At 55.9% G+C, this 22,975-nt stretch carries 20 protein-coding genes; 14 read left to right on the top strand and 6 right to left on the bottom strand.

Annotated features, from left to right (window positions below; genetic code table 11):
* Positions 1-55: 55 nt before the first annotated feature.
* The gene (locus PEL01S_RS11190) at positions 56-970 is read left to right on the top strand and encodes an ArsR/SmtB family transcription factor (RefSeq protein ID WP_127460356.1); all 915 of its coding nucleotides are present in this window, start codon (positions 56-58) and stop codon (positions 968-970) included.
* Positions 971-1,047: 77 nt separating this feature from the next.
* Here PEL01S_RS11190 and PEL01S_RS11185 read toward each other — a convergent pair whose 3' ends face one another.
* Positions 1,048-1,644: an HD domain-containing protein gene (locus PEL01S_RS11185; RefSeq protein WP_127460355.1), complete on the bottom strand. Its 597-nt coding sequence runs from the start codon at positions 1,642-1,644 to the stop codon at positions 1,048-1,050.
* 380 nt (positions 1,645-2,024) lie between these two features.
* Between PEL01S_RS11185 and PEL01S_RS11180 the strand changes: the two genes are divergently transcribed.
* From PEL01S_RS11180 to PEL01S_RS11160, 5 genes are read left to right on the top strand one after another with little or no spacing between them, the layout of a single operon-like run.
* Positions 2,025-3,788, top strand: coding sequence for an ABC transporter substrate-binding protein (locus PEL01S_RS11180; protein ID WP_127460354.1), 1,764 nt, complete (start codon positions 2,025-2,027; stop codon positions 3,786-3,788).
* A 55-nt stretch (positions 3,789-3,843) separates the two neighbouring features.
* The gene (locus PEL01S_RS11175) at positions 3,844-4,800 is read left to right on the top strand and encodes an ABC transporter permease (protein ID WP_063180040.1); all 957 of its coding nucleotides are present in this window, start codon (positions 3,844-3,846) and stop codon (positions 4,798-4,800) included.
* 12 nt (positions 4,801-4,812) lie between these two features.
* On the top strand, positions 4,813-5,754 hold the full coding sequence (opp4C, locus tag PEL01S_RS11170; protein ID WP_108530171.1) for an oligopeptide ABC transporter permease: 942 nt from the start codon (positions 4,813-4,815) through the stop codon (positions 5,752-5,754).
* A 6-nt stretch (positions 5,755-5,760) separates the two neighbouring features.
* Positions 5,761-6,738: an ABC transporter ATP-binding protein gene (locus PEL01S_RS11165; RefSeq protein WP_127460353.1), complete on the top strand. Its 978-nt coding sequence runs from the start codon at positions 5,761-5,763 to the stop codon at positions 6,736-6,738.
* Positions 6,735-7,700 (top strand): ABC transporter ATP-binding protein, encoded by a 966-nt coding sequence (locus tag PEL01S_RS11160; protein WP_108530173.1) that lies wholly within the window; start codon positions 6,735-6,737, stop codon positions 7,698-7,700. The genes PEL01S_RS11165 and PEL01S_RS11160 overlap by 4 nt, the downstream gene beginning before the upstream one ends.
* A gap of 571 nt (positions 7,701-8,271) precedes the next feature.
* Here PEL01S_RS11160 and PEL01S_RS11155 read toward each other — a convergent pair.
* Positions 8,272-9,204: a DMT family transporter gene (locus PEL01S_RS11155; protein ID WP_127460352.1), complete on the bottom strand. Its 933-nt coding sequence runs from the start codon at positions 9,202-9,204 to the stop codon at positions 8,272-8,274.
* A 255-nt stretch (positions 9,205-9,459) separates the two neighbouring features.
* Here PEL01S_RS11155 and PEL01S_RS11150 point away from each other — a divergent pair, with 255 nt between their 5' ends.
* Together PEL01S_RS11150 and PEL01S_RS11145 are read left to right on the top strand one after the other, a co-directional pair.
* Complete coding sequence (locus PEL01S_RS11150) at positions 9,460-10,827, top strand: MATE family efflux transporter (protein ID WP_127460351.1); 1,368 nt, start codon at positions 9,460-9,462, stop codon at positions 10,825-10,827.
* A 41-nt stretch (positions 10,828-10,868) separates the two neighbouring features.
* Positions 10,869-12,212, top strand: coding sequence for an APC family permease (locus tag PEL01S_RS11145; RefSeq protein WP_127460350.1), 1,344 nt, complete (start codon positions 10,869-10,871; stop codon positions 12,210-12,212).
* A gap of 12 nt (positions 12,213-12,224) precedes the next feature.
* On the opposite strand, the gene PEL01S_RS11140 is transcribed toward PEL01S_RS11145, so the two are convergent.
* Positions 12,225-12,923, bottom strand: a complete 699-nt coding sequence (locus PEL01S_RS11140) for a FadR/GntR family transcriptional regulator (protein WP_063180059.1) — start codon at positions 12,921-12,923, stop codon at positions 12,225-12,227.
* An 18-nt stretch (positions 12,924-12,941) separates the two neighbouring features.
* Entirely contained in the window at positions 12,942-14,156 is a 1,215-nt protein-coding gene (gene lhgD, locus PEL01S_RS11135; protein ID WP_127460349.1) for an L-2-hydroxyglutarate dehydrogenase, read from the bottom strand.
* 248 nt (positions 14,157-14,404) lie between these two features.
* Between lhgD and PEL01S_RS11130 the strand changes: the two genes are divergently transcribed.
* Positions 14,405-15,664: a cation:dicarboxylate symporter family transporter gene (locus PEL01S_RS11130; RefSeq protein ID WP_127460348.1), complete on the top strand. Its 1,260-nt coding sequence runs from the start codon at positions 14,405-14,407 to the stop codon at positions 15,662-15,664.
* A 298-nt stretch (positions 15,665-15,962) separates the two neighbouring features.
* Here the strand turns inward: PEL01S_RS11130 and PEL01S_RS11125 are convergent, their stop codons facing one another.
* Both PEL01S_RS11125 and PEL01S_RS11120 read right to left on the bottom strand, forming a co-directional pair.
* The gene (locus PEL01S_RS11125; protein ID WP_063180065.1) at positions 15,963-17,201 is read right to left on the bottom strand and encodes an MFS transporter; all 1,239 of its coding nucleotides are present in this window, start codon (positions 17,199-17,201) and stop codon (positions 15,963-15,965) included.
* A gap of 56 nt (positions 17,202-17,257) precedes the next feature.
* On the bottom strand, positions 17,258-17,716 hold the full coding sequence (locus PEL01S_RS11120) for a MarR family winged helix-turn-helix transcriptional regulator (RefSeq protein WP_063915643.1): 459 nt from the start codon (positions 17,714-17,716) through the stop codon (positions 17,258-17,260).
* 288 nt (positions 17,717-18,004) lie between these two features.
* Here PEL01S_RS11120 and PEL01S_RS11115 point away from each other — a divergent pair, with 288 nt between their 5' ends.
* The 5 genes from PEL01S_RS11115 to PEL01S_RS11095 all read left to right on the top strand — a co-directional run bounded on the left by PEL01S_RS11115 (position 18,005) and on the right by PEL01S_RS11095 (position 22,944).
* Positions 18,005-19,513 carry a spore germination protein gene (locus tag PEL01S_RS11115; RefSeq protein WP_204343499.1) on the top strand — a complete coding sequence of 503 codons (1,509 nt, stop codon included), beginning with the start codon at positions 18,005-18,007 and terminating at the stop codon, positions 19,511-19,513.
* Positions 19,506-20,594: a GerAB/ArcD/ProY family transporter gene (locus PEL01S_RS11110; RefSeq protein WP_127460346.1), complete on the top strand. Its 1,089-nt coding sequence runs from the start codon at positions 19,506-19,508 to the stop codon at positions 20,592-20,594. The genes PEL01S_RS11115 and PEL01S_RS11110 overlap by 8 nt, the downstream gene beginning before the upstream one ends.
* 41 nt (positions 20,595-20,635) lie before the next feature.
* A complete protein-coding gene (locus PEL01S_RS11105) occupies positions 20,636-21,862 on the top strand; it encodes a Ger(x)C family spore germination protein (protein WP_127460345.1) in 1,227 nt (408 codons plus the stop codon).
* Positions 21,859-22,083 carry a hypothetical protein gene (locus PEL01S_RS11100; RefSeq protein WP_127460344.1) on the top strand — a complete coding sequence of 75 codons (225 nt, stop codon included), beginning with the start codon at positions 21,859-21,861 and terminating at the stop codon, positions 22,081-22,083. The genes PEL01S_RS11105 and PEL01S_RS11100 overlap by 4 nt, the downstream gene beginning before the upstream one ends.
* Positions 22,084-22,341: 258 nt before the next feature.
* Positions 22,342-22,944, top strand: coding sequence for a flavoprotein (locus PEL01S_RS11095; RefSeq protein WP_127460343.1), 603 nt, complete (start codon positions 22,342-22,344; stop codon positions 22,942-22,944).
* Positions 22,945-22,975: the final 31 nt, after the last annotated feature.

Below are 22,975 nucleotides of genomic sequence, written 5' to 3'. Positions count from 1 at the left end.
GGATCGCCAAAGTCTGAAAACGATACCCGAAAATGGCTTGAAGGAGTGTTCCGGAATGTCGTACGAACTGGAAGTGGCGTTCGGTCCCGCTAATGAGCTTTTGAACAGCCTCCATACGTATCTTTGCAAAAAGTTCTACAAAAAAACCGACCTCGGCTCCCCATGGGCCGGGCAAACGGAGCGGAAGCTCAGCCCAACGTTTGCCTCGGCGCTGGCCGAAACCGAAATTTCGGCGGAGTGGAAGCTGATGTATTTATTTCTGTACCTGTGTCCGCATAAGGAAAACGCAGAGCGTTTCCTGGCCTGGTTCGAACGGATGACGGCGGGCGAAATGTATGAGCTGCTGGCCCCATATATGAGCTCGTTCCCCGGCGAGCTGGGAGCGATCCGGGACCGGTGGCTGCACCTGCTGTCCGAATGGAACCGACAGTATTTCGCGGGCACCGACCCCAAGCTGCTGGAATGGCTAAGTGATGACGCCGCACGCAGACACGCGCAAATCGGAACGCTGCCGCCGGACGCGCTGGCTGAGCAGATTACGAACGGGCTGTATTTCGAGCCGGGAGCCGAGTGCGAAAAACTGGTATTGTCGCCGCAGTATCATTTTCAACCGGCCAACATTATTTATACGTTCGGCAGCTTGACCGTTTGCCAGTATGCCGTCGACGGCTCCTACGACGACCCGGCCGACGAGCCGTCCCGCCGCCTGTACCGCCAGCTTCGCAGCCTCAGTGAAAAAAGCCGCCTGCGTATCCTGCGCTATTTGAACGCCGGACCGCGTAGCTTTACCGAAATCGTGCGTTATATCGGCATTTCCAAAGGAATTACGCACGACCACATTTTCAATCTTCGTTCCGCCGGTTTGCTGCGCGTTCACATGTCCGGAGAATCAGCCGTAGCTTACAGCCTGCGGAAGGAGGCGATCGGCGGGCTGCAGGAATCGCTGCTGGGCTATCTGCTCGCCGATTGACGGCAGGCCGCAGCTCGCCGACGCCTTTGGCGCGAACCTTGCGATGATGATGCATCGGAAGGTTCTTTGGCGTTGGCCTATTCCCGAAACGGGGCGTTCGTTACCCAGTCCGCAAACCCCATGCGAAGCAGCGTCGAGCTCAAATTATCCGGAAGCAGGGCTTCTTTCAACCCGGCATCGTATTGAATCAGTTGAATCATCGCTTGCTTGAAGCCAAGTCTAGGGTAAGTCTCCACAATGTAAAGGAACGCTTCCTCCGGAATATCCTCTTGACGCAAACCCAGAACATCCATCCCCGCTCCGAAATGAACCATGGCGATTTCCGGCTGTTTTGCTGCGGCGATTTCCGAGGTATGCCAAATAATAGCTTCGCGCACCAATTCGATTTTATCTTGAGCAAAACCGTGGGTATGAAGGAAACGCTCCGCGTGATCGGCGCCCTCGTACTCAAATGAATGTTTGCGGCACACGTGGTCGGTCAGCCCGACATCATGCAGGATTGAAGCAAGATAAAATAGCTCCCGGTCGTACTTGAAGCCGTAATGATCCCCTAAAGTTCCGCCAAATGCATAGGTCCTCATGCAATGATTATAAAGAAATTGCGGTGAAATATCATATACCAATCGAGTTGCTTCTTGAGCTGCTTTACTGTCAGGAATCAGCAGATTATACATCCTTTCTCCTCCTTGGATAAGAACATCGATATGAACTAAAAAAGAAACCAACTGGTCTCTTTTTTAGTGTAAATCCACCGATCCGAAAACGCTATCCACAAATGTTGCAAATTTCCAACAAGGGTCAAGCGAAAAGGTGACGTAAAGCGTCTGCCTAGTCTTATTGGCTTTTCATTCGCCGCTCCTCTTCTTTTTATTCGGTTTCCGTCATAAATTCTTCAAATAAAGAAAATTTTTATTGTTCTCTATTTACAGAACAAAGTAAAATATTTATAATGATGCTTATCCATAGCAAAACATATTATACATATCGGAATTATAAAATTAAAGGGGAGCTGGAACTATTTCCTTCTTCCCGATCATGCCGGAGGGGATCATTTATGAAGAGAAAAAAAGCCTTGACGCTGTCCGTGTCGGCGATTGTCGCCTGCTCGCTGCTTCTGTCCGCCTGCAGCGGCCAAGATGCGGCGCCGCCGCCCGGAGGCGGCGATGCCAAAGGCACGGAAGCCGTAGGAACGCCTGGCGCGGGTCAGAACGGGGTGACCGGCATTAAGGATGGCTTGATACCGGCCTCCGACAAATCGAAAATTCCGGAGGCTGCGAAGAAGCGCACGGATACGTTCGTCGTCTCGCTCACCGAGCCGGGCGGCATTTTCAACCCGTACTTTTATCAGAACGGCTACGACGGCAACGTCAACTCTGTCTTGTTCGCCCAACTCGTGGACATCGACAAGAACGGCAAGCCGATTCCCGGGATGGCGGAGAAGTGGGAGCTGTCGGACGACCAGTTGACGTATACGTTCAAGCTGCGCGCCGGGCTTAAATTCAGCGACGGCTCGCCGCTTACGGCCGACGATGTCGCGTTCACGCTGACGCTGCTGCACGACCCTGCGTACGACGGGCAAACCGACATTGCCCAAGCCGCCGTCAAAGGGGGCAAGGACTACAAAGAGGGCAAAGCTGCGACGGTCGATGGCATTCAGGTCGTCGATCCGCAGACGATCAAGATTACGACGGACAAGGTCAACGCGCAAGCCTTGTACCTCCTCGGCGGACAGGTGCTGTCCAAAGCGTACTATGGCAAAGACTACAAGCCCGGCAAGCTAGACTCGATCAAGCAACTGCACGGCAAGCCGCTCGAATCGGGCCCTTACAAGCTGGAGAAGTTCATTCCGGGACAGGAAGTCCGGTTCGTGGCCAACCCGAATTTTTATAAAGGCAAACCGGCCGTCGAGCACTTCATCTACAAAACGACGGAAGGCGACGCCACCCAGTTTTTCCAAACCGGCGAGACGGATTATTCCGGCTTTACGGGCAACCAGGACAATATGGAGCTGCTCAAGTCGCTCGGCTTTGCCAATATCGACGTCTATACAGCCAGCTCGTACTCGTATATCAAGTTCAACCACTCGAAGCCGTTCTTCAAAGACAAGCTAGTAAGGCAGGCGTTCATCTACGGGCTGGACCGTCAAAAAATCGTCGACACCATTTACCAAGGCTACGGGCAGGTGGCGAATGTGCCGGTGTCCCCGATCTCTTGGGCGTACACGGAAGAAGGCGTCAACCCGTACCCGTTCGACCAGGAGAAGGCGAAGAAGCTGTTGGACGAAGCCGGCTGGAAGCCGGGCAAGGACGGCATCCGCGAGAAAGACGGACAGCGTCTGTCGGTTCGCTTCTTCGGCTCCAAAGGGAAAGTAACCGATATTTTGATCCCGATTGCCAAAGAAAACTACAAAGCGGTCGGCATCGATTTCCAGACCGAATTGATGGACTACAACGCCCTGCTGGCCAAATCGAAAAAAGGCGAGCACGATCTGGTTTCGTTCTCGACCTCGATTCTGATCGACCCGGACGACGGCGTGCAATCGTTCAACTCGAAATATAAAGGCAGCTTCACGGACACGAACGGCTACAGTAATCCGAAGGTCGACGAGCTGGTGGCCAAAGCGGTCGGCACGCTCGATATCGAGAAGCGGAAGCAGGCCTACAAGGAGCTGTACAAAGAGCTCAGCGACGACCCGCCGTACATTTTGCTGAACTACCGCAAAATTCTCGGCGCTTCGAACGGCCGGATCAAAGGGCTGGAGCTGAACGGCTTCAACAGCGTGAACGCCAGCCTGCCGACGGTCCAAATCGAGCCGTAACCGCAATTTACGCCCAGCCGGTCAAGGCTGGGCTCACTTTCTTGGGGGGACGATCATGAAATCGTATATCGTTCGCAGGCTGCTTTTAATGATCCCGATGCTAGTGGGGGCGTCGCTGCTTATTTTTGTCGTCTTCGCGATGACGCCGGGGGATTTCGTCGATACGAATCCGAAGCTGACGCTCGAGCGGGCGCAGGAGCTTCGGACCCTTTACGGGTTGGATAAGCCTGTGCTGGAGCGCTATTTTATTTGGCTCGGCAACTTGTTGACGGGCAACCTCGGATACTCGATGCAGTATCAGGAGCCGGTGTCGGACCTTCTGGGCAAGTTCATCTGGAACTCGTTTTTGATCGCGGTGGTGTCGATGATTTTGACGTGGACGATCGCTCTGGTGGTCGGCGTGTTCTCGGCCGTGAAGCAGTATTCCTGGTTCGACGGGCTGGTGACGCTGGGCGTGTTTGCGGCGATGTCGTTCCCGTCCTTCTTCCTCGGGCTCCTGATGATCAAAATATTCGCCGTGGACTTTGGCTGGCTTCCTCCGGGGGGCATCACGAATACAGGCAGCCAGACGGTTGGATGGGCGCGTGTCTGGGAAATGGCGCATCATATGATCCTGCCCGTGACGGTGCTGACGCTGCTGAGCGTCGGGTCGCTTACGCGGTATTTCCGCACGAACATGCTGGAGGTGATCCGCCGGGATTTCGTCCGGACCGCCAGAGCCAAAGGCTTGAAAGAGCGGGTCGTGCTGTTCAAGCACGCGCTGCGCAATGCGCTGCTTCCGGCGATTACGCTGCTCGGCTTCGAGCTGCCGGGGCTGTTCGCAGGCGCGATTATCACGGAGAAAATCTTTCATTGGCCGGGCGCGGGCTACATTTACTTCGGGGCGCTCAGCGTCCGGGATTATCCCGTACTGATGGGCTTCACCATGTTTCTCGCGCTGCTGACGGTGCTCGGCAATTTGCTCGCGGATCTGCTCTACGGGGTGGCCGATCCCCGGATTCGGTTAAAGTAGGGGGACGTCATGATGATCGATGCAAAAAGAACGGCCGGTCCCGGATTGCCCGGCGCTGCGGTGCCCGCCCGGAAGACGGCGGCGGATTCGCCGTGGAGGCAAGCGGCGCGCCGGCTGCGTAAAAACAAGCTGGCTTTGTTCGGCCTGGCGTTTTTGGTGTTTATGATTTTGTTTTGCTTCCTCGGGCCTTATTTGTCGCCTTACGCGAATGGCAAGGTCGACGTCGCCCGGCTCAACAAGCCGCCCAGTGCGCTGCATTGGCTCGGGACGGACGGTCTGGGCCGGGACGTACTGACCCGGCTGATGCAGGCCGGGCGCATCTCGCTGACCGTCGGCGTGGCCTCGGTCGTCCTATCCGTAGCGGTCGGCTCGGTGCTCGGCGCGCTCGCCGGCTTTTACCGCGGGATCGTCGATCAAGTCATTATGCGTTTTGCGGACGTGCTGCTGACCATTCCGAGCCTTCCGCTGCTCATTATTATGGGGGCGGTCATGTCGGAGTGGAAGGTGCCGTCGGACTACCGGATTTATATCGTCATGCTGATGCTGAGCTTCCTGGGCTGGCCGGGCTTGGCGCGGCTTGTCCGCAGCGAGCTGCTGGTGCTGCGGGAGCAGGCGTATATGCAGGCGGCGGAAGCGCTCGGGCTGCGAGATCGGCGCAAAATGTTCCGGCACCTGCTGCCGAACACCGTGCCGACCCTGATCGTGGTCGCTACGCTGCATGTCGCGGGCGCGATTATCAGCGAATCGACGCTCAGCTTCCTCGGACTGGGCGTCGTTCCGCCGACGCCGTCCTGGGGGAATATGCTCGATGCGGCGAACTCGCTCATCGATTTCCAGAAGCGGCCGTGGGTGTGGATTCCGCCGGGCGTGGCGATTTTGACCACCGTCATCGCCATCAACCTGCTTGGCGATGCGCTTCGGGACGCGCTCGATCCCCGATTGAAAGGAAGGTAAGCGGCATTGAACAAAACACTCGTCGAATTCAAACACGTACATACGTATTTTCATACGGAGTCCGGCGTCGTCAAGGCCGTCAACGATGTCAGCTTCCGCATTCGGGAAGGGGAGACCGTCGGCATCGTCGGCGAATCGGGCAGCGGCAAGAGCGTCACGGCGCTGTCGCTTATGCGGCTGGTCGCCGATAACGGGAAGATCGAAAGCGGAGCCGTCGAGATGGACGGTCGGGACCTGCTCTCGCTGAAGCCCGAGGAGATGCGGAGACTTCGCGGCAGCGAGATCGCGATGGTGTTTCAGGAGCCGATGTCGTCCCTCAATCCGGTGCTGACGATCGGCGAGCAACTGATGGAGCCGCTGATGGAGCATCGGCTGCTCAGCCGCAAGGAAGCGAAGGCGGAAGTCCTATCGCTGATCGGAAAAGTCGGCATACCCGACGCACCGCGCGTGTTCGCCGCCTATCCCCACGAGCTGAGCGGCGGCATGCTGCAGCGGGTCATGATCGCTTCGGCGCTCGCATGCAGTCCGAAGCTGCTCATCGCCGACGAGCCTACGACAGCGCTCGACGTGACGATCCAGGCGCAAATTCTCGATCTGCTCCGGCAGGTCAAGGAGCAGTACAACACGGCCATTCTGCTGATCACGCACGATCTGGGCGTTGTCGCGGAGACGGCGGATTACGTCGTCGTGATGTACGCGGGCAAAGTGATCGAGGAAGCGCCGGTAGTCGAGCTGTTCCGCCATGCGAAGCATCCGTATACGCAGGGCTTGCTGAAATCGAAGCCCGTCATCGGCGAGCGGAAGGACCGGCTGTACTCGATCCCCGGTCAGGTGCCGAACTTGATCGGTCTGGGGGACTCGTGCTATTTCAGCGACCGGTGCGAGCACTGCATGGACATCTGCCGCACGAAGCAGCCGCCGATGCGGGCGCAAGGCGCGGAGCATCGGGTCGCCTGCTGGCTTTATGAGGAGGAATCGCGATGACGGACGCCCTGCTGAAGGTTCAAGAGCTCAAAACCTACTACCCGATCAAAGGCGGCGTCTTCGGCGGCCGCGTCGGCGACGTCAAAGCGGTGGACGGCGTCAGCTTCACGATCCGACGCGGCGAGACGTTCGGACTCGTCGGCGAGTCCGGCAGCGGGAAAAGCACGATCGGCCGCACCGTGCTCCGGCTGACGGAGAAGACGGCGGGCGACGTCTATTTCAAAGGGACGGACTTGTACGGCCTGTCACGCGACGAGCTTCGCAAGCTGCGGCCCTCCATGCAGCTCGTGTTCCAAGATCCGTTCAGCTCGCTGAATCCGCGGATGCGCGTCGGCGAGGCGATCGGCGAAGCGCTGATCGACCACGGGCTGGCGTCGAAGGCGGAGGCCCGGGAGCGGGTGCGGGAAGTGCTGGCCGTCTGCGGCCTGCTTCCCGATCACTACGACCGGTACCCGCACGAATTTTCCGGCGGCCAGCGGCAGCGGATCGGGATCGCCCGGGCGATCATCCTGAACCCGGACTTCGTCGTAGCCGACGAGCCGGTGTCCGCGCTGGACGTGTCGATTCAGGCGCAGATCGTCAACCTGTTCAGCGACCTGCAGGAGCGCAGCGGAGTGACGTATCTGTTCATCTCCCACGACCTTAGCGTCGTGGAGCATCTGTGCACGCAGATCGGCGTGCTGTATCTCGGCACGATGGTGGAGCAGGCGCCGAGGGATGAGCTGTTTGCCCGCCCGCTGCATCCTTACACGCAGGCGCTACTGTCGGCGGTGCCGGTGCCCGACCCGACCGTACGGCGCGAGCGGATCGTGCTGAAGGGCGACATTCCGAGCCCCGCCAACCCGCCTTCGGGCTGCAAGTTTCATACACGCTGCCCGCTGGCGCAGCCGGTCTGCCGCGAGCAGGTGCCGGATTACCGCGATGTCGGGGGCGGCCATTACGTGGCCTGCCATCTTGTGTGAGTGAGAGAGGGGAGCGGGGGGAATAGAGCACTGCGGATGCGTTATTGCGTCAGGTAAGCCTTCGCACTGCGTAATAGAGGAACCCCGATGCGCTAAGGGGGCATGATTTGAGCATTATTATTTTTTTCGACACGCATAGGGAATCTGAGGTGTTCTATTTTTCTTTTAAGCCGGACCTCACGAGGCTTAACGCATCTCTGTTCCTCTATGCTGCTCAAATTGTCTATGATACGACTATTTCGGATATTTTTCAGAATCGCCTCCCGGGGGAGGCGATTCTTTGTCGTTTGCCGAAAAGGGTTGAGGTGCTTCCGAATGCGCTCTCTTCAACCAGTCGGCGGCAAAGATTCGTTTGCCCGGTTCGAGTATGTCCAGCACCGTAGAGCCTGCTCTTCCGGACTGTATTCGCCGTTGCTGCATATCGCCCGAATGACTGGATCGGGTGCCGCCACCCGCTTTTGCAAGATGCAAAAACTCGGGTTCCCGCTGCGTTACTTCCGGTTAGACGCTTTCTTCCGCTCATTTTGCGAAGGCTTCAAGCTGCAAAGTACCCGGTCGCCGGAAGACGTCTTCACGAGCCTTTGGTCTGCGCCGCCACGGGGGCTCTCCGCTTCGTCCGGGAGGAGGGCAATGTCGCAAACGCAATCCCGGCAAAGACGAAGGCAATCCCCAGAAAATGGTACCAGTAAAACGACTCATGCAAAAACAACGCCGACATGACGATGGTGCTGAGGGGCATCAACGCGGTAAAAGCCGCCGACGAGCCCGCCGAAATTTTCGCCATCCCCTGGTTGAGCAATATCGTGGCGATGACCGTAATGACGGCGCCCGTGTACAGTACAAGCAGCCAGTCCGTCGTGCTCACCGCGGCAAAATCGAAGCTTGCCGCATTGTAGGCCGCGAACGGCAAAAAAAACGCCGAGCCGAGCAAGCTCGTCATCGTCGCGATGGCGATCGGGCTGACCTGCTTGGAGACGAGCTTGCCGAACGTCAAGAACACGCCTTCCCCGGCAACGGCCAACAGCACAAGCAGGTTTCCCCACAACGTATGCAAGCTCCAGGACGCATTGAACATGCCGCCGAAAATATTGATGGCGAGTGCCCCAAGGACGGCGCATACGATGCCTGCCGTTTGATTCCACCGCAGCCGTTCCCTGAAAAACAACAGCGAAATGAGCCCGACCATCACCGGGGTCATGCTTGTGATGATGCCGCTCTCCAGCGCCGTCGTGTAGGTTAAGCCGTACAGCATAAAGAAGCTGAACAGAAATACGCCGATAAACGATTGGAAAAATAAAACGACCCAATCTCTCTTCGTCAGGGCCGGAAAACGTCCTTCGCGGACGAGCAGAAGCAGCGTCATAATGATGGCGCCGGTTAACAGCCGAAGCTCGGAGGCCAAAAACACGGGAAACGTGCGGATAATGATTTTATTGACGATGACAAAGCTTCCGACGATCAGCATCGCCGCCGCGACTTGCAAATAAGGAACTGCCGATTTCATGACTTCTCGAGTCTCCCCCATAATTTGGTACTTATTGTATTATGAATCTTGAAGAGAGCGTTGTAAAGAAGCAGCATCGATCATCTTGGTGATTAAGGCCGTCTGCTCGTTGATTTGATTGCCCGCTTGCCTTGTTTCCCGTATGGTCCTCCCACAGCCGCCTCGCAAAAAAATCTTGCCTGTAATCCCTTTCATCGCATAAACTGAAACGATGCGGCTGCAAGAAAGGTTAAAGGGGGTTCGGAATTTTTAATCATGAAATCGACAGACAAGCTATCTCAAAAAATAAAACAATTGTTCGTCATTTTGCTTCCCATCCTGGTGACGCAGCTTGCGATGTTTGCGATGAACTTCTTCGATACGTTCATGTCGGGGCATGTGAGCGCCAAGGATTTGGCGGGGGTGGCGATAGGCACCAGCATCTGGATTCCGATACAGACCGGACTCAGCGGCATCTTGTTTTCCGTTACGCCGATGGTCGCCCAGCTGGTAGGGGCGGGCCGTAAAGAGGAAATTCCATTTAAGGTTGTGCAGGCGCTCTATTTGGCCGTGGCCGTATCGGCTGTGGTGCTGTTGGCCGGAGCGTTCGCGCTGAATCCGATTTTGGAGAACATGAACCTGGAGGAGCCGGTGCGCCGGATCGCCCGTTTGTTCCTGATTTCGATTGCGTTCGGCATATTGCCGCTGTTTTTATATACGGTACTGCGCTGCTTTATCGATGCTCTTGGCCACACGAAGGTGACGATGTTCATCACGCTGTTGTCGCTTCCGGTGAACGGGGGGCTGAACTATGTGTTGATTTACGGCAAAATGGGGCTGCCCGCGTTGGGCGGTGCGGGAACCGGTGTCGCTTCGGCGATTACGTACTGGGTCATTTTTCTCGTGGCTCTGGCCGTGGCCGCCCGGATGCAGTCGTTCGCTGCGTTCGGCATTTTCCGCAAGCTGTATCGCGTCTCGATGTCCGTCTGGAAAGAGCTGCTGAAGATGGGCGTGCCGATCGGCTTCGCCATTTTGTTCGAAACGAGTATTTTCGCCGCGGTCACGCTGCTGATGAGCAACTTCAACACGGTAACGATCGCGGCGCATCAAGCGGCGATCAACTTCGCCTCGTTCCTGTACATGATTCCGCTCAGCATCTCCTTGTCGCTGACGATCCTGGTCGGCTTCGAAGCCGGGGCGGGACGGTACAAGGACGCCAGACAATACGGCTATCTGGGCATCGGCCTCGCGGTCGGAATGTCGCTGCTCTGCGCGGTCGTATTATGGCTGTTTAACGAGCAGGTGGCCGGAATTTACACAAGGGAACCGGACGTGCTCGCTTTGACGCAGCATTTTCTGATCTACGCGATTTTCTTCCAGCTGTCGGATGCCATCGCCGCCCCAATTCAGGGAGCGCTGCGCGGTTACAAGGACGTAAACGTGACCTTTATCGTTGCCCTTGTTTCGTATTGGGTCGTCGGTCTGCCGGTCGGCTACGGGCTGGCGAATTATACCGATCTCGGCGCTTACGGCTATTGGATCGGTCTAATATCCGGCTTGGCTCTGGGGGCGTTCGGCTTGTTCGCCCGGCTGGCGAGCGTCCAACGGAAGGCGCGGCTCGGACTTGCGGCTTTCGCCAAGTAACATCAATAGAAATGTGTATCTTAGAATAGGTGGAGGATCGCATGGAACAAAAAGCGGTATTGCAGCGTCGGCTGAAGCTGTGGCATATTGTGGCGATGGGGGTCGGCTATATGGCCCCGATGGCCGTATTCGATACGTTCGGCATCGTATCCGAAGTGACGGCGGGGCATGTGCCGGCCGCGTATCTGCTTACGATTGCGGCGGTGCTGTTCACGGCGATGAGCTACGGACACATGGTGAAGGTGTACCCGTCTGCGGGAAGCGCCTATACGTATACCCGGCAGACGCTTGGGCCGCACGCGGGCTTTATGGTCGGCTGGGTCTCGCTGCTCGACTATTTGTTTCTGCCGATGATGAACGCGCTGCTCACCGGGATTTATTTATCGTCGGCGTTCCCCGATGTGCCGCAGTGGGTATGGGTCGCCGGATTTGTGGTGCTGATTACGACGCTGTGCTTGTTTAACGTCAACGTCTCCGTCTCGGTGAATGCGCTGTTCGTGGCGTTTCAATTTCTTGTCGTGGCGCTGTTCGTCGTACTGGCCGCGTACCGGCTGAGTGCGGGCGGAGAGGCACTCGTATCGGCGCAGCCGCTGCTGTCCGCGGATGCGAGCTGGGGGGCGCTGCTCACCGGAGCGTCGATCTTGTGCTTTGCCTTCCTCGGCTTCGATGCGGTGACGACCTTGTCCGAAGAAACGGTAGAGCCCCGCACGACGATTCCAAGAGGTATTTTATGGATCACGATGCTCGGTGGCGGACTGTTTTTCACCGCCTCGTATTTCGCACAAAGGCTGTTCCCGGACGTGTCCGTGTTGAACAACCCGGAAGGTGCGTCCGCCGAAATCGCGCTGGCGCTCGGCGGCGTCTTGTTCCAGTCCGTGTTCCTGGCCGCCGCGCTCACCTCCACGCTTGCCTCGGGGCTCGTGTCGCAGCTCAGCGGATCGCGTCTCCTGTTTGCGATGGGGCGGGACCGGACGCTGCCGGGTCCGGTGTTCGGCTACATCCACCGCTCGCTCGGCACGCCGGTGTTCAACATTGTGCTGATCGGCCTCATTTCGCTGACGGCGCTCGTGCTGGATCTGCTCGTCGCCACGTCGTTCGTCAATTTCGGCGCGCTGACGGCATTTACTTTTGTAAATTTATCCGTCATCATCCACTATATATTCCGGGAAAAGCAGCGGTCCTGGCTGGCACTCCTGCGCTACTTGCTGCTTCCGCTGGCCGGCATCGGCTTCGTCTTGTTTTTCTGGACACATCTGGAGCCCAATTCCCTTATGCTCGGCGGCGCTTGGACACTGCTCGGCCTGCTGTACCTGCTCTGGATGACGCGCGGCTTCCGCCGGGAGCCAGGAACGATTCGCTACGAAGCGGCCGAGGGCAGCGGCTGACTCACGATTCACTCACGTTTCAAGAAACAAAAAGAGCTTCTTCTCCACATTCCGGACGTGAATCACGGACTGCACCTTCGCCAGCTCCGGCTCTCCGGCTTCGATCGCCAGCAAAATATTTTCGTGCTCGTTGTAGACGACTTGCTTTTTCCGTTTCAAGCCGATGTTTTGCTTGAGCGTAATTTCGAGCGATTTGCGGTACAGCGAAGATAGACTTTCCATCATGCGGATCAGGATCGGATTGTTCGTCGCCGCAATAATCGAGCGGTGAAATTCAAAATCCGCTTCCTGCGCCGTTCCGCCCTCCGTGTTTAAATCGTCCTCCATTCGCTTCAATGCCTCGCGGATGCTTGTGAGCTGCTCCGGCGTCCGTCTGGCCGCGGCGAGAGCGGCGGCTTCCGGCTCCAAAATTTTGCGCATTTCAAACAAGTGCCGGATGCTTTCGGCATCGGCATATTGAATTTGAAAGTGCTGGAGCAGGGAAGAGGGGATGGCGTCTTCCACATAGCTTCCGCCGCCCTGCTGCGAGGAGACGATTCCCATCGCCTGAAGCACGCTGAGGGCTTCCCGGACCGGCAGCCGGCTGACGCCGAAATGCGCAGCCAGCTCGGTTTCCGTGGGCAGCTTGGAGCCCGCCGGAAACCGTCCTTCCTCAATCATCGCGAGCACGTCGCGCACAATTTTTTGCGAAATCTTCTCTTTTTTGGCCATATCGTTTCCTCATCCTTCTTACCCTACGGCATAGGGAATGGAATGCTTCGGCTCCGGAATGCGCTCGCTGATCGATTCTCCGATGGCAATCGATGCGGTCGCGGCCGGGGAGGGCGCGTTGAGAATGTGGATGGAGCGCTCGTTCTGCACGATCAGAAAATCGTCGGCGAGCTTTCCGTCCTTCGTTAACGCCTGCGCGCGCACGCCGTTCGCGGACGGGATCAAGTCGTCCTCCCGAATTTCCGGGATCAGCCGCTGAAGGCTGCGCACGAACACGGCCTTGCTGAACGAGCGGAAGATTTCCTTCAAGCCTTCTCCCATGTTCTGCTTGGCGATTTTCCAGAAAGCCGGGTACGTCATCACTTCCATAAAATCGCGGAGGTCGAAATCCGTCTTCCGGTAGCCTTCCCGCTTGAGGCTCAGCACGGCGTTCGGCCCGGCGTGAACGTGACCGTCGATCATCCGTGTAAAATGCACGCCCAGAAAAGGGAAGTTGGGATTCGGCACGGGATAAATCAAATGCTTGACCAGTCCGTGCTTCTCTGGCTTCAACTCGTAATATTCTCCGCGAAAAGGAACGATCTTCATGCCGGTCTCTAGGCCCTGCATGGCCGCGATCCGGTCGCAGTGCAGCCCGGCGCAGTTGATCAAATAATGCGTCCGGTAGGTCCCGTTATTACATTCGACCTCGATCCCTTCGCTTCCTTCTCGGATGCGCTGTGCCTCGGTGTTCAAGAGAACGTCGCCGCCCCGCTGCCGAATGACGTCCGCGAACGCCACGGCCACTTTTTTATAATCGACGATCCCGGCTGCGTTGACGCGAATCGCCCGCAGACCGGCAGCGTGAGGCTCGATGGCGTGAAGCTGTTCGGCGTCGATCAGCTCCAGGTCCAGCTTGTGCTGCAGGCCGCGTGCGTACAAGTTTTCCAGCAGCGGCAGCTCCTCCGGCTCCGTAGCGACAATCACTTTCCCGCACATGTCGTAAGCAATCCCGTGCTGGTCGCAGAAGCGGCGCAGCGCATCCCCGCCTTCTTTGGAAAAACGCGCCTTCAGGCTGCCGGGCTTGTAATAAATGCCGGAGTGGATGACGCCGCTGTTATGCCCGGTTTGATGAAAGGCAAGCCGGCCCTCCTTTTCCATAACGAGAATTTTCGCCTGCGGATAACGGCGGGTGAGCGCATATCCCGTCGAAAGTCCGACAATGCCGCCGCCAATCACAATGTAGTCATACATATTTTGTCTCTCCTCTCGAGTCGTTCATTCCGATGTCCTTATAAGTTGTTATACAAAAATGAATTTAAAATTAGCTATAGACAAAATGAAAACGCTTTTGTATGATGTGAATGTGAAATTTGTCATACACATATCGCTATCATACGCGATGGGTTGTCGAAAATGCAAGTGTTTTGTCGGGAATTTGTATAACAACTTATGCGTGGTCTGATGCTTTTGTTCAACAACTTAGAAGGTGGGGGGACGTTATGAAAAAGTTTGGAATCGCGTATCAAATCTTCGCGGGGCTGGTGGCGGGAATTATCGTCGGCATCATTTTTTACAAAAACCCCGGGGTGGAAACGTACTTGAAGCCGCTCGGCGACATGTTTCTCCGGCTGATCAAAATGATTGTCGTCCCGATCGTCATCGCCAGCATTGTCGTTGGCGTCGCAGGGATGGGAAATGCCAAACGGCTCGGAACGCTCGGCTTCCGCACAATACTGTATTTTGAAATCGTCACGACGCTGGCGATTGTCGTCGGCTTGTTTTTCGCAAACTTTTTCCACCCCGGCGCCGGTGTCAACATGCAGGAGCTGACCAAAGGGGATATCTCCAAATACGTCGAGACGACGAATCAAGTCGAGGCCAAAGGGCATTTCGATATGCTGATCAACATCGTCCCGACCAATATCGTCGACTCCATGGCGAAGGGAGATTTGCTGGCGATCATCTTTTTCTCGGTTATTTTCGGGCTGGGGCTGGCAGCGCTCGGGGAGAGAGGTGCACCGCTGGTCGCCATGTTCAAGATGGTGTCCGAAACGATGTTCAATGTCGTCGGGTATGTGATGAAAGCGGCTCCATTCGGGGTGTTCGGGCTGATCGGGGTGACGGTGTCGAAATTCGGCGTGCAATCGCTGCTTCCCTTGGGTAAATTGATTCTCGTGACCTACGGCGCGATGGCTTTCTTTGTCGTCGTTTGCTTCGGGGCGGTGGCCAAGCTGGTGAACATCAAGCTTTTCGCCTTGCTCAACCTGCTGAAGGACGAGCTGATCCTGACCTTCTCCACAGCCAGCTCGGAAACCGTACTACCTAAGCTGATGGAGAAGATGGAAAAATACGGATGTCCGAAATCGATCGTTTCCTTCGTCATTCCGCTTGGCTATACCTTCAATCTGGACGGGTCCACCTTGTATCAGGCGCTTGCTTCCATCTTTATCGCTCAGCTTTACGGCATTCATATGTCGATTGGCGAGCAGCTCTCGCTGCTGCTGGTGCTGATGGTCACTTCGAAAGGCATCGCTGGGGTAGCCGGCCTATCGTTCGTCGTGCTGCTGGCGACGCTGAAATCGGTCGGGCTTCCGCTCGAAGGGCTGGCGTTCATTGCGGGCATCGATTTCCTGCTCAATATGGGACGAGCTACCGTCAACGTGATCGGCAATGCGCTGGCTACGATTGTGGTCTCGAAATGGGAGAAGCAGTTTAGCCCGCAAATGAGCGCCAAGCTGGTCCGGCAAAAAAGCGCGTAGCAGCTATAATATAAAAAGAGAATTGACCGCTGAGTTGCCTTAGTCTTGGCGAGAAAGTTGTCAAATGATGAAATAGAAGTTACGAGGGGGTGGGGTATCCACTTCCAACCGCTCTTGTCTTCGGGAAATTTGATTGGAAGCCGCTTAGTAGCGGACATTTCCCGAAGACAAAGGCGGCCGCTATCGCTTCTCCAGTGGATACCCCACCTCCGTTTGCATCTCTATTTTTGTCAAAACCACTTTCTTGACAAGCCTGCCTGACGGTCAATTCTCTATCGCTCTATTTATCCGCGTCATCTCATGCCGCGGCGGACTCTTCGGGTTCGTCCGCTTTTTTGCGGTACGCGATGATAATGATCAAACACGGAATCAGGCAAAACAAGCCGCACAGGAAGAACGCGCCGTTGGCCCCGTAATGATCGGCCGCGTAGCCGGCGAACAGGTTGCCGACCGGTGTCGAGCCGGCGAAGACGAGCGAGTACACGCTCATGACCCGGGCCCGATACTCTTCCTTGGAATGAATTTGCAGCGACGAGTTGCAGTTGGTCGAGAACAGGATGTTGCAGAAGCCCTGCAGCGCCAGCAGCAGGCCGAACGTGTACACGGAGCCAGCCATCCCGTTCAACAGCAGGAAAACCGAGATGAGAAGGCAGCAAGCGATGATCACGGACAGCCGAGGGCCTTTTTTGCTGCGGAACGACATCATCAGCGCCCCAAGCAGCGACCCGGCGCCGAGGCAGGACATCATCAGCCCGTACGTCTTCTCCTGCATATGCAGCACATCTTTCGTGAAGACGGGAATAAGCACGCTGAAGTTATAAGCCATGGTGCCGACGACGGCAACGAGCAGCAGCGTGCGCGCCAACAGCCGGTCCTTGGAAATGTACACGATACCGTCCTTAATCTCCTTGAGCAGCCCGGTGTCTTTTTTCTTCTCGCGGACGTAAGGCGTCGTACGGATTTGCAGCAGCCCGTAGATGACGGCTATGAAGCTAAGTCCGTTGAGCAGAAAGCACCACCCGGCTCCAAGGTAAGCCATCATGCCCGCGCCGATCGCCGGTCCCACGATGCGGGCCAGATTGAAGGTCGTCGAATTGAGCGCGATCGCGTTCATTAAGTCTTCCTTGCCGACGATTTCGATATTGAACGCCTGCCGCGTCGGCATGTCGAACGTGTTCGTCAGCCCGAGCAGAAAAGCAAGGACCAGAATATAGCCGTACTTGACCGTGTCCGTAAAAACAAGAGCAGACAGGATCAAAGCCAGAAACATCGATACCGTCTGGGTCACGATCAGAATGTTCCTTTTCGGAAACTTGTCGATGAGCGCTCCCGCAAATAGTGAAAAGCAGGTAACGGGCAAAAATTGGATCGTTCCTACCAGCCCGAGCAGCAGGGGCGAGCCCGTCAGCGTCAGCACGAGCCAGGATTGGCCGATGTTTTGCATCCAGGTGCCGATTAGGGAAACGCATTGTCCAAACCAAAAGTAACGGTAGTTTTTATGGGTCAGGGCATGAAAGTTGTTATTGACTACCCTCATCCCCGCATGCCTCAGATTCACAAGCGTTCACCTGCCTTCCAATGTAATTTCTCTGCTTATGCTTTCGGCGTCTTATCGTTTTCCTCGTTAAACCGGGCCGCATTGCTGCCCATCTTCTCCAGCAGTTCCAAGGCGAGCCGCTGCTCTTCCTCCGTCAAGCCGTCGGACAAGATGTGCCTCCAGTCAGTGAGTACCCCGCGCACCTCGTCCTTGATCCGCCAAGCCTTCTCCGTCAAAAAGACGCGGTAAGAACGCTTGTCCTCCTCCCGTACCTGCCGGAGCACATAGCCTTGCGCCTCAAGTTTTTTCAGCGCTTTGGCCGTTGTTCCTTTATCGATTTTCAAATAGCTCGACAGCTCCTCTTGACTGAGGCCGTCTTCTTTATACAGCGCGTTCAGAAAAATATGCTGGCCTTTGCCGATACCATGCGCTTTGAGCCGCTCGCCGATGTACATTTGTCCGTAACGGTACAGCAGCGATACCCACCTTGTAATCGTATGGCGCTGATCGATCATCCGGCTTCCTCCCGCTCTCAAAATAGTTGCACATGCCACTAATTACAGTATAGAAATAACTTGCCGCGTTGACAAACCGGACATACGCCGGATTTTACCCTTTTCAGCGAACAGGGCCCGAATTATCGAAGAAATTAACCGTCTCTCTTAGGGCCATCGGGTTGGATAAAATATTTCCAGCCAGGGAAACATGTGTACAAAACCCGCATCAGCGAGAGAGGATCTGCCGTGAACTTATTTTCCAAGCTCTTTTCGAAGCGGTTCGGCTCTTCTCGACAAGCAACTGGGATGCAGCAAGGGCCCGAAATGCGGACAGACGAGCTGTCGCTTAGTCTGGTGGACAACCTGGAGACATTAACCGCGCTGTATGAAAATTGTGCGGATGTCATTTTTCATCGTTTTCTCATCTACGGGCAGACGGACGCCGTCCTGATTTTCGTCGAAGGCATGTGCGATACGGGAATAATCGACGAGCATATTTTGGCTCCGCTTAAGCAGGACACCGGGCAGCTGGAAACTCCGTTCATGAAGCGGATCGCGATTTCTCATGCCCAGAAAATCAATACGGTAGAGGAGATCAACGATCATATCGTGAACGGCAATCCCGTCCTGCTTGTGGACGGAGAGAAGGAAGGCGTTTCACTGTGCGTAGCCAAATGGGATAAAAGAAGCATCGACGAGCCCGTGGCCGAAGCCGTCGTCCGCGGTCCGCGGCAGGGGTTTATCGAGACGCTAAACGTCAATACCACCTTGATCCGCCGTATCATCAAAACGCCTGCCCTTAAAATAAAAAAGGTCAAGATCGGGCGTTATACGCAAACGAAGACCGCCATCGTGTATGTCGAAGGCTTGGCCGATGCTTCTTTGATCGATGAGATTGAGAAACGGCTGGGGCGCATCGACATCGACGGCATTCTGGACAGCTCCTATATCGAAGAGCTGATCGAAGACAATCCGCGGTCCGTTTTTCCGCAGCTTCTGTCGACCGAGCGTCCGGACGTGGTCTGCGCGAATTTGCTGGAAGGCCGGGCCGCCCTGTTGATTGAGGGCAGTCCGTTTGCTTTAGTGATGCCGATTACGTTTTTCTCGCTGATGCAATCGCCGGAAGACTATTACGAGCGTTTCTGGGCGGGAACCTTGATCCGTTGGCTCCGCTACCTCTTCCTGGCGATCGCGCTGATCATTCCGTCATCGTATGTAGCCATTTTGACCTTCCATCAGGAGATGATCCCAACGACGCTGCTGCTGAGTGTCGCCAGATCGCGGGAAGAAATTCCGTTTCCGGCCCTGGTGGAAGCACTCCTGATGGAAGTATCGTTCGAGGCGCTGCGCGAAGCCGGTGTCCGGCTGCCGAAGCAGGTCGGCGCGGCTGTCAGCATCGTCGGTGCGCTGGTCATCGGCCAAGCGGCGATCGCCGCAGGGCTCGTCTCCGCCCCGATGGTCATGGTGGTGGCCATTACGGGCATTGCATCGTTTACGATTCCGCGGTACACGCTGGGTATTTCGGTCCGGCTGCTCCGGTTTCCGCTCATGTTCCTTGCGGGCATGCTCGGGCTTCTCGGCTTGATGCTCGGAGTCATTTCGATTGTTGTCCATATGAGCGCGCTGCGCTCCTTCGGCGTGCCGTATCTGGAGCCGGTTGCCCCGATGAAGTGGGGGATTTTCAAAGAAGTACTGTCGCGGGCGCCGCTATGGACGCACAACACGAGGCCGCATTTGACGGGCAGCTACAATCCGGTCCGGCAGTCTTCCGGACTGAAGCCGGGGCCGGAGCAAGGGGAGAACAAGCATGATTGAACGCGGGAAAATATCCGCTTTTCAGATGGGACTCCTGATGTACGCGGCGATTTTGGCTACGGCCATTCTTATCGTGCCCTCTCTCACGATGGAGCGCGCGGGCCGCGACATGTGGCTCTCCCCGGTCTGGGGCCTTTTTCTCGGGCTTGCGCTGATCTTAACGACGCACCGCTTGCATGCGCTGAACCCGGGCCAGACGCTGATTGCCATCGGCGAGCGGGTACTCGGCCGGCTGCTTGGCAAGCTGTTCGGCTTTCTGTTTTTTTTCACCTATTTGCACGACCTTGGTTTTGTAGCCCGGGAATATAGCGAATTTGTCGTAGGGAGCTTTTTGCCCCGGACGCCGGCCATCTTCGTGGTCAGCTGTATGATAGCCGTGTGCGCTTATGCCGTCCGCGGCGGCTTGGAGGTCATCGCCCGCTGCGCCCAGCTGTTTATTCCGTTTTTCGTCTTTATTCTGCTGCTGTTTATCGCTTTGCTGATTCCGGATTTCAATCCGGAGCATATGTTTCCCATGCTGGAAAACGGCATCAAGCCTTCCATCAAAGGCTCGCTCGTGCTTCAGAGCTGGTTTGCCGATTTTTTCATCCTTTCTTTTCTATTCCCTTTCGTGGCTGACCGCCCGAAGAGCCTGCGCTGGGGACTGCTGTCGCTTCTCGCCGTCACGGGGACGATGGTGGTCACCAATATTGCGGTCTTGCTGCTGTTCGGCGATATTACGGTGGGGTTTACTTATCCGCTGATGATTGCGACCCGCTATATCGCGCTGGCGGATTTCATCGAGCATTTGGAAGCTTTCCTGATGGCGATTTGGCTGCTGGGGATGTTCGTCAAAATTTGCGTTTACTACTACTTACTGGTCTACATAGCTGCGGAGTGGCTCGGTCTTTCCGATTATCGTCTGATCGTTCCGCCGATCGGATTGCTGGTAACGGTATTCAGCGTCTGGGTCACGCCCAATTTGCAGGTCATGGCTCATTTCTTCGCGACGAGCGGGGCGATCTATTTGTGGGTGGTCAAAGGGGCCTTGCCGATGCTGCTGCTGGGCGTGGCTTTGGTACGGCAAAAAGCGGGAGGGTAACCGCCGAACGAATCTGTACCAAAAGAAAGGAGGCATATTCCATGGTACCGGGAGCCGGTTGGAAGGGGCTCAGGCTTGCGATGACGGCATCGGCTGCGCTGCTGCTCTTGCTGCTGCCCGGCTGCTGGGATCGGAAGGAGGTCAACGATCTGGCGATTATTATGGCTGCCGGTTTGGATAAGGCAGAGGGCGGGCTCGTCAAGCTGTCGGTTCAGCTCTTCGTTCCGCGAGTTTCCGGAGGCGGTGGGCAGGATAGCGGAGGCTCCGGGGGAGGCGGAAAGACGTCTACCAGCGGGCAAACGATTCTTCGTTCGGCAACCGGCTATACACTGGCCGATGCGATGACCAAGCTGCAGGAGAAGCTATCGCGGCGTATATTTTGGGGACACGGCGAGGTTTTCGTTTTTGGCGAAGCGCTGGCGAGAGATGGCATCCGCGAGAACATCGATTTTATAATGCGGGACCCGGGTCCGCGGGAACGGGCGGAGATGTTCATATGCAAAGGGCGTGCGCAGGACATTTTAACTCTGATGCCTCCACTGGAGCGAAGCTCGGCCGAGTCGCTAAGGGAAATGGCTAAGTCCCAGACCGGACTTAAGGTCACGGTCAAAGATTTTGCGGAAATGCTCGTTAGCGATGCCGGAGCGGCGGCCCTTCCCTGGATCGAAACTTTGCCGGCGCAGCCCGGAAGTGATCCGAAACGGACGGATGCGTACATTAACGGCTCGGTCATATTGAAGAAGGACCGGATGGTCGGCTTCATTGACGATCGGGTGACTCGGGGGCTGCTCTGGCTCCGCGACGAGGTGGAGGCGGCTACCGTTACCCTTGCCCCCAAGGAAGGAAAGGGGCTCATCTCGTTCAAAATTTTGGACAGCCGGACAAAGCTGCTTCCCCTTATTGAAGGGGACCGGTGGAGTGTGACCGTCCGGATTCAAACGGAAGATGGCGTCATCCAAAACACGACAAACATAAATCTGGTGGACACGAAAGTGACGGAAAGCTTGGAAAAGCAGCTGTCCGCAGAAATCGAGAAGCGTATCCGCGAGGCGCTGGTTCATCCGCAAAAGGAGCTGCACGCGGATATATTCAACTTCGCAGAAGCGTTTCACCGCCGCTATCCGCAGCTCTGGAAAAAAGAAAAGCAGCGCTGGGAGGAACGTTTTCCGCAAGTCGAGGTACGTATCGAATCGAGGGCGCGTATTGTCCGCACCGGGATGGCTACGGTCCAGGCAAGCCGGCCCAAAAACGAGGTGAAACCGAAATGAAGTGGGGGTCTGTTGTCGTTGTGACTGTGGCCGTCTTGTTCATGATCGGATACGAATGGCCTAAATTCCGGCAATATTCCAAACGGGAAAAGCGGGCTTTCGCTATGCTTACGGCGATAGGCTGGGTATTGACCCTGCTGCTTGTTCTTTTCCCGGACCTGCCCGGGCCGACGCAGCTTGTCGACTTCCTTTTCGGACCGTTTGGCAAGCTGCTGGAGTGACCGGGGGAGGTCCATGATCGCGCGTTGCGACACGGAGGGATATATTCGTTTAAATTGATAAAAAAACTAAAAAAGTAATATTTTATTTAAAAAGTAATTTACAACCATGTTCTCGTGGTGTATATTATGTTTCAAGAACTCCTCAATCGAATATGTTAATTAAGAGAATCTACCTTCTGCAGACGGATGGATAGGAACTCCCCTCGACGCTTTTTTTAAAATTTTAAATGGAAGCGATTACATCATTCGTCCGCAACGATGCGTCGAATGGATTTGGATTATACCAAGGAGGGGGAATCTATGAAGCTGCTGATCGGAGCAAGCGCCTCTTCGGCGATCATCGAATTGCCGTATTATATACGGATTTTTCAGGACAAGCTGCAAGCCGAAGTAAGGGTCGTCGTTTCGGACAATGTTTCCAACTTCATCAACCCGCAATTTTTGGGCGCACATATCGAAGGGAAAGTCTATCAAAAAATGCTCGACCCTGCATATGACGTCGCCGTGCCTCATTCGTTCCTTGCCTCGTGGGCGGACATGTTCATCGTACTGCCCTGCACCGCCAACACGTTAGCCAAAGCTGCCAACGGAATCACTGATAATCTCCTGACGATGCTCATCCTTTGTTTTCCTAGACCTGTCTTGTTCTTCCCTACGATGAATATGAACATGTACAACACGGCCGTCGTACAAGCCAATGTGCAAAAGCTGCTGGATTTGGGCCACCGCGTTGCCATTCCGGACGGAAATGTAACCGTCACCGCAACGGGAGAAAAAATGTCGGGAGGCCATCCGCCTAATCCGTATACCTGCGCGAAATACATAAACAACATGTACGAGCTTTATTGTACTACCACATGATGATCCATCTTTTTCTTCATGAAAGGAGGTG

This window comes from Paenibacillus elgii NBRC 100335, from assembly GCF_004000865.1.
Classification (GTDB): domain Bacteria; phylum Bacillota; class Bacilli; order Paenibacillales; family NBRC-103111; genus Paenibacillus_G; species Paenibacillus_G elgii.
The sequence above is the reverse complement of the archived record's forward strand: the minus strand, read 5'-3'. Positions and strand labels throughout refer to the sequence as shown.

What these genes read in the sequence shown, in the direction of transcription:
- PEL01S_RS11110 (WP_127460346.1), top strand. Translation starts at nt 19,506, where the DNA reads ATGATTGAACGCGGGAAAATATCCGCTTTTCAGATGGGACTCCTGATG.
- PEL01S_RS11185 (WP_127460355.1), bottom strand. Translation starts at nt 1,644, where the DNA reads ATGTATAATCTGCTGATTCCTGACAGTAAAGCAGCTCAAGAAGCAACT.
- opp4C (WP_108530171.1), top strand. Translation starts at nt 4,813, where the DNA reads ATGATCGATGCAAAAAGAACGGCCGGTCCCGGATTGCCCGGCGCTGCG.
- PEL01S_RS11155 (WP_127460352.1), bottom strand. Translation starts at nt 9,204, where the DNA reads ATGAAATCGGCAGTTCCTTATTTGCAAGTCGCGGCGGCGATGCTGATC.
- PEL01S_RS11125 (WP_063180065.1), bottom strand. Translation starts at nt 17,201, where the DNA reads ATGAGGGTAGTCAATAACAACTTTCATGCCCTGACCCATAAAAACTAC.
- PEL01S_RS11175 (WP_063180040.1), top strand. Translation starts at nt 3,844, where the DNA reads ATGAAATCGTATATCGTTCGCAGGCTGCTTTTAATGATCCCGATGCTA.
- PEL01S_RS11130 (WP_127460348.1), top strand. Translation starts at nt 14,405, where the DNA reads ATGAAAAAGTTTGGAATCGCGTATCAAATCTTCGCGGGGCTGGTGGCG.
- PEL01S_RS11100 (WP_127460344.1), top strand. Translation starts at nt 21,859, where the DNA reads ATGAAGTGGGGGTCTGTTGTCGTTGTGACTGTGGCCGTCTTGTTCATG.
- PEL01S_RS11105 (WP_127460345.1), top strand. Translation starts at nt 20,636, where the DNA reads ATGGTACCGGGAGCCGGTTGGAAGGGGCTCAGGCTTGCGATGACGGCA.
- PEL01S_RS11180 (WP_127460354.1), top strand. Translation starts at nt 2,025, where the DNA reads ATGAAGAGAAAAAAAGCCTTGACGCTGTCCGTGTCGGCGATTGTCGCC.
- PEL01S_RS11150 (WP_127460351.1), top strand. Translation starts at nt 9,460, where the DNA reads ATGAAATCGACAGACAAGCTATCTCAAAAAATAAAACAATTGTTCGTC.
- lhgD (WP_127460349.1), bottom strand. Translation starts at nt 14,156, where the DNA reads ATGTATGACTACATTGTGATTGGCGGCGGCATTGTCGGACTTTCGACG.
- PEL01S_RS11120 (WP_063915643.1), bottom strand. Translation starts at nt 17,716, where the DNA reads ATGATCGATCAGCGCCATACGATTACAAGGTGGGTATCGCTGCTGTAC.
- PEL01S_RS11095 (WP_127460343.1), top strand. Translation starts at nt 22,342, where the DNA reads ATGCGTCGAATGGATTTGGATTATACCAAGGAGGGGGAATCTATGAAG.
- PEL01S_RS11115 (WP_204343499.1), top strand. Translation starts at nt 18,005, where the DNA reads ATGCAGCAAGGGCCCGAAATGCGGACAGACGAGCTGTCGCTTAGTCTG.
- PEL01S_RS11190 (WP_127460356.1), top strand. Translation starts at nt 56, where the DNA reads ATGTCGTACGAACTGGAAGTGGCGTTCGGTCCCGCTAATGAGCTTTTG.
- PEL01S_RS11160 (WP_108530173.1), top strand. Translation starts at nt 6,735, where the DNA reads ATGACGGACGCCCTGCTGAAGGTTCAAGAGCTCAAAACCTACTACCCG.
- PEL01S_RS11140 (WP_063180059.1), bottom strand. Translation starts at nt 12,923, where the DNA reads ATGGCCAAAAAAGAGAAGATTTCGCAAAAAATTGTGCGCGACGTGCTC.
- PEL01S_RS11145 (WP_127460350.1), top strand. Translation starts at nt 10,869, where the DNA reads ATGGAACAAAAAGCGGTATTGCAGCGTCGGCTGAAGCTGTGGCATATT.